This is a genomic window from Virgibacillus kimchii (assembly GCF_055379185.1).
In genome coordinates this window covers 1933013-1945116 of sequence record NZ_AP043951.1, presented here as the reverse complement: position 1 = coordinate 1945116, position 12104 = coordinate 1933013, and the positions used below count along the sequence as shown (strand labels likewise).

The following is a 12104-nucleotide window of genomic DNA, read 5'->3' as shown; positions in this document are numbered from 1 at the left end:
TTGGCTAGTTTGGTAACTAAAGAATTATTTAGTGATTTATAAGAAATAAAAATGTATAGAAATGGAGAGATCAACATGGAAAAAACGCAAAATAAAAAAGCAGAACTCGTAGAGCTGGATAAAAAACATTTTTTACACCCGACCTCATCGATCCAAGCGCAGCAAGAAAGTGGTGCACCGCTTGTTTTCACTGAAGGAGAAGGGATTTATTTGAAAGACATGGACGGGGATACTTATATAGATGGCATGTCTTCCTTATGGAATGTGAATATGGGCCACGGAAGAAAAGAATTATCCGAGGTGGCAAGCGAGCAGATGACGAATCTTGCCTTCAGTTCCACTTTTTCCGGCTTCACTCAAGAGCCGGCGATCCGTCTGTCCAAAAAGCTGGCAGACTTGGCTCCCGATAGTTTAAATGTCAGCTTCTTTACTTCCGGAGGCTCTGAAGCAAATGACTCTGCGATTAAGCTTGTGCGGCACTACTGGAAAGTAAAAGGCTTTCCGGAAAGAAAGAAAGTCATTACTCGTAAACGGGGGTATCATGGTGTATCTATGGGATCGACTAGTGCCACGGGTATTCCGGAATTTCATGCGATGACGACATCGCTGGCACCGGATTTCCTTTACGCACCAACACCGTATATTGTGGAAGGTCCTTATACAGATGAAGACCTGATGGCAGCTGCCCGGGAAGTTCGCAGCATGATTGAAGCAGAAGGTCCGGAAACTATTGCCGCCTTTATGGCTGAACCAATTCAGGGAGCCGGCGGAATTATTATCCCGCCTGAGGGGTATATGCAGGAAATCCGCAATATTTGTGATGAATACGGCATTATTTTTATTGCCGATGAAGTGATTACCGGATTTGGCAGAACAGGAAAAATGTTCGGCCTGGAAAACTGGAATGTCGTCCCGGATGTTATGACACTGGCAAAGGGTATTACCAGCGGCTATGTTCCATTAGGCGCAGTCATGATCAATGACCATATTCACGAGGAGCTCATTAAATACTCAGAGGGGATTCTATTTCACGGGTTTACTTATAGCGGGCATCCGGTTGCCTGTGCGGTGGCACTGAAAAATATTGAACTGATGGAAGAAGAACATATAGTAGAGAATGCCGCCAACATGGGTGAAGTGCTGGCTAAAGGATTGAGAGAACTGGAAGATAAACATTGGTCTGTCGGCAGAGTCCGTAATGTAGGTCTATTAGGTGCATTTGAATTATTGGCTGATAAGGAAAAGAATCAGCGATTTGATGCTTCCCAGGGAGTAGCCGGCAAAGTAGTCAAGGAATGTTTGAAAAGAAAACTGATTGTACGTCCCGTTACTTACGAGGGAACGGATATCATCGGCATCGCCCCGCCATTAATTATTAATAAGGAAGAAATAGAAAAAATGATTTCCATTTTTGATGAAGCGGTTACGGCAGTAGAAGCAGCATTAAGCTAATTTTTAAGGAGAGGGAGTAGATAAGTATGTATATTAATGGAAAATGGATTAAGACAAATGACACATTAAAGGTAAAAAGCCCGGCCACACATGAAATCGTCTCCGAAGTTCCCCTCGGAGATGCCTCTCATGTACAGCAGGCGATCGATGCAGCAGATGCAAGTTTTCCGGCTTGGTCGAAAACGACTGCCCAGGAACGTTCCGATTATTTATTCGGCATTGCCGAGAAAATGACAGAAAAGAAGGAAGAACTTGCTTCCATGATAACGAGGGAAATGGGCAAGCCAATTGGAGATGCGCGCGGAGAGGTTCAGCAATCGATAGATTATTATCGCTGGTTCGGTGAAGAAGCCAAAAGAGTTTACGGGGAAACGATCCCTTCAAGCAGTATGGATAAGCGGATTATGGTAATCAAACAGCCAATTGGTGTGGTTGGTGCCATTACGCCTTGGAATTTTCCGATCTCCATGCTTGCAAGAAAACTTGGGCCGGCGCTGGCCGTTGGTTGTACGGTTGTCGTAAAACCGGCTTCCCAGACGCCCCAGTGTGCCATTGAACTGTTTAAAATATTTGAAGCGGTCGGGCTGCCGGCGGGTGTGTTGAATTTAGTTATCGCCAAAGCTTCCGACGTCTCGGACACATTCATGAACAGTGCGAAAGTGAAGAAGCTTACTTTCACCGGTTCCACAGCTGTAGGAAAGAAATTGATAGAAGGATCAGCTAAAACAGTGAAACGTGTCTCTATGGAACTCGGCGGCCATGCCCCATTTATTGTTTTCGACGATGCCGATATAGATGACGCGATTGACGGGCTGCTGCGTACAAAATTCCGCTGTTCCGGTCAAATGTGTACTTCCTCAAATAGAGTGTATGTGCAGTCTACCATAGCGGAAACCTTTTCCAGCAAACTGGCTGAGAGTGTATCTGAGTTAAAAGCGGGCAATGGATTTGATGAAAATAATACGGTTGGTCCCCTGGTGGACGAACAGGCTATTGAAAAAGTGGCATCCCAGGTGGAGGACGCCAAAAAGAAAGGTGCACATGTGCTGGTAGGCGGAGAACGGCTTTCCGGTGAAGGATACGACAATGGGAATTTCTTTATGCCAACCGTTCTCAGCGGCGTTTCCGAGGACATGCTGATCTATGAAGATGAAACCTTTGGCCCTGTAGCACCTATTATCTCATTTGATACAGAGGACGAACTCCTGGAAAAAGTGAACCATGAAAAGTATGGATTGGCTTCTTATGCTTATACGAATGATGTGGGAAGGATTATTCGGATCACAGAAGCAATGGAGTATGGCATGGTAGGTGTGAACGATCCGCTTCCATTTACCGTTCAGGCTCCATTTGGCGGAGTGAAGGAGAGCGGCATGGGCAGAGAAGGTGGGCATCATGGATTGAATGATTATTTGGAGGAGAAGATGGTGTCGGTGAGGTTTAGGGTGTAGTGATATATAATTTATCTGAGATTATAAGATTAAGATTCCTTTATGGGGGGATCTTAATCTTTTTCTTGTAAACTTGTATTTCCCCGAAGTGAAAACCAGTAAAAGGTGAAATATTTAACAAGCAACCAGTTATATTTGAATTTATACAAAATGTACAAAAAGCCTATAAACATTATGATAAAATGGATAATGACTCTGCTATCGAAATATTGTTAATATATAATTGAATTATTAATTTTAGATTTATTTTATGTCAAAGTGAAAAATCATTCATCCAATGTACATCGTTTTGGCCTTTAAAAAAACAAGTGGGAGGTAATAAATGTTTCAGATTTTTATTTGATCATCCAACCAGGTATAGCCATATACAAAAACTCAATAGAAAAGCTACTTTAGAAAACTCATTTTGTAAGCGCTTTAAAACGCGTATTACGGACCAATGAAGACTGATTTTGTGTAAGCATATGAGATGTAATGCTTATTGTGCCCACAAACTCAGTGCACACTTCTTTTTCTCATTAAAAACTGGTAAGTCAGGGAGGTTTGTTCATGTCCTTTTGGGAACTTTTTACCGAAACGTTGCCAGGGTATTATGACGCTATTTGGGCAACAATCCAAATTACATTATTAGGTATAGTAATAGGGGTCCTCATTGGATTAATATTTGCTTTTATGAAGGTTTCCAAGTATAAAATATTAATATTTATTGCAGATCTATATATTAATATTATTCGTGGAACGCCGCTTGTCGTTCAGATTTTTGTCTTGTACTTTGGTCTTGTTCAATTTGTGGATTTAGGCAGATTTTTATCCGGGGGGATTGCTTTAGGTGTGCATAATGGTGCATATATTGCCGAGATTTTCAGAGGATCAATACAATCGGTGGATCGAGGACAATCCGAAGCTGCCCGGAGTCTGGGTATGAATTATAGTTTGTCGATGCGGAGAATTGTGTTGCCTCAGGCGTTAAGACGCTCCATCCCACCGCTTGGAAACCAGTTTATCATTGCGCTCAAAGATTCTTCTCTTGTTGCATTTATCGGATTTCAGGAATTATTTAACCGTGCGCAAAGAATTCAATCTTCAACAGGGTTAGCGATGGAGTCGTATCTCATTGTCGGTATTTATTACTTAGTGCTTGTTTTAATATTAACTTTTATTGTAAATCGGGTTGAACGGTATTTATCAAGAAGTGAAAGAGGTGCGAAGGAATGAGTGAAGAAAACATGATGATTGAGGTGAAAAAGTTAAACAAATATTTTGGAAAGCTGCATGTATTAAAAGATGTTGATTTTGACGTAAAGGAAAAAGAAGTAGTCTGCCTGATTGGAGCAAGTGGTTCCGGGAAAAGTACACTCCTCAGATGCTTAAACTTTCTGGAAATCAAACAAAGTGGATCTATTGCTTTGGAAGGCAAAGAAATAGATTTAAAGAAAGATGATTTAAATAAAATTCGCACGCGTACCGGGATGGTGTTCCAGCATTTTAATCTATTTCCGCATATGACCGTTATGGAAAATGTGATAGAAGCGCCTGTCTATGTGAAAAAAATAAAGAAGGAAGAGGCAATAAAGATAGGTGAGGAGTACCTGGAAAAAGTAGGTCTGTCAGATAAGGCCAATGTCTATCCGAATACATTATCGGGTGGTCAGCAGCAGCGTGTGGCCATTGCACGGGCACTTGCGATGAAACCGAGAATTATGCTGTTTGATGAACCGACATCAGGCCTTGACCCTGAACTAGTTGGGGAAGTACTTGGTGTCATGAAAGGACTTGCGGAAGAAGGAATGACAATGGTGATCGTTACGCATGAAATGGGTTTTGCCCGGGAAGTGGCTGATCGTGTAGCCTTTCTGGATAAGGGCAAGATTGCTGAAGTAGGTTCACCAGAAGAAATATTTAATAATCCAAAGGAGGAGCGGACGAAGGAATTTTTAAGTAAAGTGTTATAGCTTTCGGGGTGATTTTCGTAAAGATCCCCGAACCGGACATTTCAAGAGTCTCTTATCTCAAAGGTAAGAGACTCCTCCGTTCACTCCAATACCCCCACTAATCTATAAGCCATAACACCCAATTCCAATTTAAGTCTATCGTCTGCCGATTTAATATTTAATCCTGTTCTCTCTTCAATTTGATTCAGCCTGTATCTCAATGTATGACGGTGGATGAACAGTTCTTCCGCCGTCTGCTGGATGCTTTGATTATTTTTAAAATATATCTGGATGGTATCAATTAAATCAATTTCCTTATCCGATTTTTTCAGCAAACCGCTAATATTTTTTTCGTAAAAATCCTTTAGATTAATGCCGTTTTGTTTCATTTCCAGAAGTAAGTCATACATGCCGAGGTCTTCATAGTGGATAATATTTTCTCTTGGAGCGATTAAATCGCATAATTGAATGGCATATTGTGCTTCGCTTTCACTCTGCCCCAACTTATCAATTTGATCGTAATACTGTCCAATCCCGATCATGATACCGTTATCCGGAAAATGGAAGTCCCATTCTTTCATTAACTCCTTTGCCAGCGAAATACAATGATGATATTTCTGCTTACTTGTGGAGCCAACGACACTCGTTAGAAAGGTGATCGCATTATACTTTATTTGAATCAAATGTTGTTTGTCCTTTTGAATAAGCAACTGTTCTGTAATATAGTAGAGTCTATCGATTAGTTTTGTATCCGTATCTTTTGCTTCATTCAATGTAATGTGAAAAACAGCCTGGTTCAGGGAAAGATCATAGTTCAGTTTTAGCGCACGGTCTGTAATGATTTGCTCGTTGGCATAATTTTTATTAAAAATATCATCGAGAATGCTGCTGTGGATCCGGATTTGCGTTTCCTCTATGGCTGCTTTTTTCAAAAATTCCATCGCATAAATGGTTGACGCCCGTTCTATCGCCATGTCATTCAGTTTCCGCCAATCTTCTACCGGCTTAACCATCACAATCCAGCCAAAGCATGTCCGCCTTGCAAGAATTGGATAGATGGTGAGCACGTAATGATCCAGATTGAGAACTACTTTGGTTTCCTTTTCTAAACTGGATTTTAAGTGAGGCGCCAGATTCGATACATGCTGATTAACTTTAATGCTGGTGTGGGATATTTCGATATAGCTGTTTTTATTTTGATCGTAGTGCGAGTGAATAATATCGTACAGTTCATTGTAGATAAAAATGGTTGAGGCGGTTAACTCAGACAATCGTTCTGTTACTTCTTTTAAACTTTGGTCATTTAATATTAAATCGGTCAGTTCGCTGTGAATCTTATCCGATTGCTCCAATAAATGTAATTGACTATTGATGATTTGCTCCAAAATCGCCTTTGTTATTTGGGAAAAATTAATATCTGTCGGAATTTCAATGAGCGGCAAGTCGTTTTCTTCTGCCAGCTCAATAAAACTGTCTGGAATACGCTCCATATAGAAACTTGTATAAATAGCTACGCCGGATAGAAAATTGGACTTGAGCAAATCATGGAATATTTCCAGTCTCTCTTGATCTTCCAGCAATTTAAATCCTGTTGTAAGCAGAAATTCTCCTTTTTGCAGTCGCTTAATATCTTCGAGCACTTCAATAACGGTTACCCATTTTATATGATTGTCGATACCAGCATGTCCGGCTCTTAATTTCGTATTTTTCATAATCGGCAGCTGCAACGCATTTTTTACAGAAATAGCCATTCTTTTCCCCCTTAACAGCAAATTTGGATAACACCACTATACATGTTGTATAAAAAATCATCTCCTTTTTTAAAAGTTAGGAGAATGGATTGCCATAATTATATTCGGTATAATCTCAGTATACAGAATTTTTTATTAATCGTACAGACTCTTTTAAATTATGAAGTTGGATTTTAGTTTTTCAGAATGAAAACGCTGTCACTATTTTAAAAGTATTGTAAAGTAGGGAGTAAAGATGAATTTGTCGTTGGAATAGCTACTGTTTCAAATTTTCCTCAAGGAGGTGGCTTTCACTGCATTTTAATTGGAAACAGAAATTATTTTACAAAGGGGAGTAAATAGGATGAAAAAATATTACTTTTATATTTTCGTAGGGTTACTTTTAGTGGGTTTACTGGCTGCTTGCGGAGAAGATGGAGAGACCGGAGCGGGTGATCCAGTTGATGCAGAAGGTGAAGAGACGGGGGCTGAAGAATCAGAGGGTGCAGCGGTTACGACGATAGAAGAAGGCGTATTGACATTTGGTGCCAGTGGTCTTTACAAGCCATTTAATTTTGAAGGTTTGGATGGGGAAGAAACCGGGTTTGAAGTCGATCTTGGAATAGCGATTGCAGAAGAAATGGGGCTGGAACCCAACCCTGTTTTTACGCAGGATTTTGGTGCCTTGATGGAAGAAGTGAACACAGACAGAATTGATATCATTATGGGAAGCTTAACTATTACGGAAGAAAGAGCGGAAGCGGTAGATTTTTCAGAGCCATATTATACATCAGGTCCTGTCTTTTATGTCCATGAAGACACGGATGATATTGAGACGTGGGATGATTTGGACGGCAGGGAAGTAGGGGTAATTGCCAGCAGTGTTTATGAGGATACGGTGCTTGAGCATATTCCGGAGGATCAATTATCCACGTATCAATCGGATACGGTAGCACTTCAGGATCTGGCTGCCGGAACGGATCGCCTTCACATGGTGTTAACGGATTATATCGTAGGACTCGTGCAAATCGATGAAAGTGATTTAGATATTAAACCTGTAGGCGACCTTCTTTTTGAAGAGAAAATTGGTGCGGCAGTGAGGAAAGGAAATCAGGAGCTGCTGGATGAATTTAATCGTGCGCTGGAGGCAGTTATTGAAAATGGGACGTATGAGGAAATAAGCATGGAATGGTTTGGAGAAAATATTTTGGAGTAATTGATGTGGAAGTGTATGTGCGCATGGCTGTCGTGCGCACATATTTTTGATTATGCAGAAGAAATATTATCTTAATACCGGGATTTTTAGTCGTTTCTAATAAAAGACCTTCTTCAGTTAATTTCACTTTCATCTATTTTGAAGTTCCACCTATTCTGCTTCATATTATTTATACACAAAGTACAATAAAACGCGCCAATTTTTAATACTTAGTCGAATAGATCCTGAATCATGCACTCGATATAATTTAATTAAACAAACACTTTGTAATCGCTTACGTATCGTTTTTAAAATTAATATTATATTGAGGTGACATAAATGACAGTATCCTATCTTATAAAACCAATGCTGGATCACGAATACAAGACGATTACCCATGGAGAAGGGATTTATTTATACGACGAAAACGGAAAGGAATATATCGATGGTTCTTCCGGAGCGGTAACGGCCAGTATTGGTCACGGTGTACAAGAAATTATGGAGGCGATGGAGGCGCAGTCCAGGAAAGTATCCTTCGTTTACCGTTCACAGTTTACGAACAGTCCTGCGGAAAAGCTGGCAAAAAAGATGCGTGATATCGCACCAGGTGATTTGAATTGGTCGTTTTTTGTAAACAGCGGGTCTGAAGCGACGGAAACAGCGATGAAAATTGCACTGCAATATTGGCAGGAAAAAGGGATGGAAACAAAAAATAAAATTATTTCCCGGCGGATGAGTTATCACGGCATGACCATGGGCGCCTTAGCGATGTCAGGGCATTTCGAAAGGCGGGAGCGGTTTGAAAGGTTACTGGAAAAATATCCATCTGTCTCCACGCCTTATTATTACCGCCATGCCCATGGCAGGACAGTAGATCAATGTGATGATTTTTATGCGGCGGAATTGGAAAAAGAAATCAACCAGGTTGGGAGTGAAAATATTGGTGCATTCATTGCAGAACCAATCATTGGTGCAGCAGGTGGCGTTATAACCCCGTCGGATCATTATTTTAAGAAGATAAAAGCGGTTTGCGATCATTACGATATTTTGTTCATTGCCGATGAAGTGATGACAGGGCTTGGCCGAACAGGGAAAATGTTTGCGATGGAACATTTCGGCGTCGTTCCGGATTTAATGGCAACAGGTAAAGGGATGAGTGCCGGCTATACGCCCATAGCAGCAACCGTCATCAGTGATAAAATCATGGAGCCTTTTTTTAAAGGATCAAAACAAATATTAACCGGGCATACGTTTAGTGCAAATCCCCAGTCCACAGCTACGGCACTGGCCGTTATAGAGTATATCGAAAAACATAACCTTGTAAAAAGTTCTGCGGAAAACGGTATTTATCTAAAAGAGAGAATGGAAGACTTGGCGCAGCATAGTGAAATTATCGGTGATGTACGAGGGAAAGGGCTATTCATTGGAATTGAATTTGTAAAAGATAAACAGACGAAGGAACCTTTTTCCCGCTCATCAAACGTTGTGAAAAAAGTAGTTCAGGCAAATTTTGAAGAATGCCTGCTTGTTTATCCGGCAAAAGCTGGTGTCGATGACTTGAATAGCGATGCGGTTATTTTGGCACCCCCGCTAACCATTACAAAATCGGAAATGGATGAGCTGGTGACACGGTTCACTAAGAGCCTCGCCAAAGTTGAAAAATTATTAGGAAAGGAGTTGACCCCATGACAAAGGTTCAATCCGTTGCAAAAGCAGTTTCCTATATAAAAAATGGTTCCTCCCTGATGTACGGCGGGTTTGGAGGTATCGGAAATCCGCCGACATTAATCAAATCACTGCTCGATAATGGAACGAAGGATTTAACGCTGATTGGAAATGATGCAGGGTTCCCGCAAGTGGGGATCGGCCAGCTCATTTCTGCCGGAAGAGCGAAGAATCTGATTGCCTCGCATATTGGATCGAATCCAAATGCCGGAAAACAGATGCATGATGGGACGTTAAATATCGAATTTTCCCCACAGGGAACGCTGGTAGAGCGGATTCGTGCAGGAGGTGCAGGGCTTGGCGGCATATTAACAGATATCGGCATTGACGGACTGGTTGCAGAGAAGAAGCAGAAAGTTGATGTCGATGGCAATGTTTTCTTACTCGAAAAGCCGCTTACAGCTGATGTAGCCATTGTATATGCAAAAAAAGCGGATACATTTGGCAATTTAATTTTTGATAAAAGTGCCCGTAACACAAGTCCGTTGGTAGCGATGGCAGGTGAGGTGACAATCGCGGAAGCAGAGGAAATTGTTCCTGCAGGAGAGCTTGATCCAGAAGAAATTGTAACCCCCGGGGCATTTGTGGATATCGTGGTACAAAGTGAAGGAGTGAATTGGAAATGGGTGTGGGAGTAGATGTTCGTCATTTGATCGCCAAAAGGGCAGCAAAAGAAATTAAAGACGGTATGATTGTCAATCTGGGAATAGGGATGCCGACATTGGTTGCCGATTATCTTCCGGAAGATATGCATGTTATTTTCCATGCAGAAAACGGCGTACTGGGAACTGGGCCTACGCCAGCCAAAGGAGCGGAAGACGAGAACCTTTGTAATGCCGGCGGACTGCCGATTACCGTCGTGCCGGGAGCATCCTATTTTGACAGTACGTATGCATTTAACATTATTCGTCGCGGGCTGCTTGATGTCACGATACTGGGCGCATTTGAAGTAAGTCAATTCGGGGACCTGGCAAACTGGATTGTGCCTAATAAGGTTGTTTCCGGTATGGGTGGTGCGATTGAGCTTGCGCAAAAAGCAAGAAAAGTGATTGTACTGATGAATCATACGGATAAATACGGGAATGCAAAAATTGTCCATGAGTGTGCGTTGCCGCTGACAGCAAAACGCTGTGTCGAACTAATTATTACGGATATGGCGGTAATGGAAGTTTCTACGGAAGGTTTACATTTAATTGAAGTTATGGACGGCTATACGGTGGAGGAAGTGATACAGGCAACCGAAGCACCACTTATCAATAATATTAGCGAGGCGCTAAACGGAAAGGAGTAATGAATGATGTCAATAAAAGAGCAAATAAACGAATGGATTGACGAAAATAAACAAAAAAATATTGACCGTTTAAAAGAAATGGTACAACAAGCCAGCACACAAGGTCATGAAAAAGGTGTCCAGGAAGTGGTGGCCGGCATTTTGAAGGAATTGAACCTGGAAGTGGATGTATGGGATTTGGATGGTGACAGACTGAAAAAGCATCCGTATTTTTATTCCACTCGTGAAACTTTTAAAAACAGCCCGAATGTTGTCGGCGTGTTAAAAGGTTCTGGTGGCGGCAAGTCTATCATCTTAAATGGCCATGTCGATGTCGTTCCGGAAGGGGATCATGCGCAATGGAATCATGGGCCGTACAGTGGGGAAATCATAGATGGAAAAATGTATGGACGCGGTGCAACCGACATGAAGGGTGGGAATGTAGCTTTACTGATGGCGATTGAGGCAATTCAATCCCTTGGAGTTCGTCTAAAAGGGGATGTGATTTTTCAAAGTGTAATAGAAGAAGAGAGTGGGGGAGCCGGGACACTTGATGCTATATTGCAAGGGTATAAAGCAGATGCAGCGATTATTCCCGAGCCGACGAGCATGAAAATTTTCCCGAAACAACAAGGCTCCAAATGGTTCCGCTTAATTGTGACCGGACAGACTGCACATGGCGGAACACCGTATCTTGGCGTCAATGCCATTGATAAAGCAATCCTTGTTAATCAACATTTGAAGGAACTGGAAAAGATACGGAATGACCGGATTACCGATCCACTTTACGACAATGTACCGGTTCCGGTTCCAATCAATATCGGAAGTATCAACGGAGGTGACTGGCCGTCTTCGGTTCCGGATATTGTAAAGCTTGAAGGACGCATCGGCATCGCACCGGGTGAAACAATAGATGAAGTTCAATTGGAGCTCGAAAGGTGGATTGGCGCGTTGGGCGAAAAAGATAGCTGGTTTAAGGAACATCCGGTAAAAGTAGCGTGGTTTGGTGCCAGGTGGATCCCGGGAGAGATTGATACCAACCATCCATTGTTAGGAGCGCTGACGCATAATTTTACGGAGATTATGGGAGAAGCGCCTGAAGTTGTAGCATCACCGTGGGGGACGGATGGCGGATTGCTGACGCAGGTAGCGGGAACGCCGACCGTCGTTTTTGGTCCGGGGATCACACATCTTGCCCATTTTCCGAATGAAGCGATTGAGGTGGAGAAGATATTTGAGGCTGCGAAGGTTATTGCTGGGAGTGTTGTGGATTGGTGTGGGGTGGAATTAAATGAGAATGAGGACTTTTCCTCTAATTTCTTTGATCTTAAAACTCAGTGAATAACTTAT

The 12104-nt window shown here is 42.0% G+C and carries 10 protein-coding genes; 9 read left to right on the top strand and 1 reads right to left on the bottom strand.

Annotated elements, in window-relative coordinates:
- Positions 1–75: 75 nt before the first annotated feature.
- The 4 genes from ACZ42C_RS09665 to ACZ42C_RS09650 all read left to right on the top strand — a co-directional run bounded on the left by ACZ42C_RS09665 (position 76) and on the right by ACZ42C_RS09650 (position 4855).
- A complete protein-coding gene (locus tag ACZ42C_RS09665; RefSeq protein ID WP_461181108.1) occupies positions 76–1452 on the top strand; it encodes an aminotransferase family protein in 1377 nt (458 codons plus the stop codon).
- A gap of 26 nt (positions 1453–1478) precedes the next feature.
- Positions 1479–2903, top strand: coding sequence for an NAD-dependent succinate-semialdehyde dehydrogenase (locus ACZ42C_RS09660; protein ID WP_461181109.1), 1425 nt, complete (start codon positions 1479–1481; stop codon positions 2901–2903).
- 549 nt (positions 2904–3452) lie between these two features.
- Positions 3453–4118: an amino acid ABC transporter permease gene (locus tag ACZ42C_RS09655; protein WP_461181110.1), complete on the top strand. Its 666-nt coding sequence runs from the start codon at positions 3453–3455 to the stop codon at positions 4116–4118.
- 14 nt (positions 4119–4132) lie between these two features.
- A complete protein-coding gene (locus ACZ42C_RS09650) occupies positions 4133–4855 on the top strand; it encodes an amino acid ABC transporter ATP-binding protein (RefSeq protein WP_461181180.1) in 723 nt (240 codons plus the stop codon).
- 80 nt (positions 4856–4935) lie between these two features.
- Here the strand turns inward: ACZ42C_RS09650 and ACZ42C_RS09645 are convergent, their stop codons facing one another.
- Complete coding sequence (locus ACZ42C_RS09645) at positions 4936–6585, bottom strand: PucR family transcriptional regulator (protein ID WP_461181111.1); 1650 nt, start codon at positions 6583–6585, stop codon at positions 4936–4938.
- Between the two features lie 343 nt (positions 6586–6928).
- Here ACZ42C_RS09645 and ACZ42C_RS09640 point away from each other — a divergent pair, with 343 nt between their 5' ends.
- The 5 genes from ACZ42C_RS09640 (at position 6929) to ACZ42C_RS09620 (ending at position 12095) form a co-directional block, all read left to right on the top strand.
- Complete coding sequence (locus ACZ42C_RS09640) at positions 6929–7780, top strand: transporter substrate-binding domain-containing protein (RefSeq protein WP_461181112.1); 852 nt, start codon at positions 6929–6931, stop codon at positions 7778–7780.
- A gap of 318 nt (positions 7781–8098) precedes the next feature.
- Complete coding sequence (locus ACZ42C_RS09635; protein WP_461181113.1) at positions 8099–9448, top strand: aspartate aminotransferase family protein; 1350 nt, start codon at positions 8099–8101, stop codon at positions 9446–9448.
- Entirely contained in the window at positions 9445–10122 is a 678-nt protein-coding gene (locus tag ACZ42C_RS09630) for a CoA transferase subunit A (RefSeq protein WP_461181114.1), read from the top strand. Before ACZ42C_RS09635 ends, ACZ42C_RS09630 begins: the two co-directional genes overlap by 4 nt.
- The gene (locus ACZ42C_RS09625) at positions 10107–10775 is read left to right on the top strand and encodes a 3-oxoacid CoA-transferase subunit B (RefSeq protein ID WP_461181115.1); all 669 of its coding nucleotides are present in this window, start codon (positions 10107–10109) and stop codon (positions 10773–10775) included. Before ACZ42C_RS09630 ends, ACZ42C_RS09625 begins: the two co-directional genes overlap by 16 nt.
- Positions 10776–10781: 6 nt before the next feature.
- A complete protein-coding gene (locus tag ACZ42C_RS09620) occupies positions 10782–12095 on the top strand; it encodes a peptidase (protein ID WP_461181116.1) in 1314 nt (437 codons plus the stop codon).
- Positions 12096–12104: the final 9 nt, after the last annotated feature.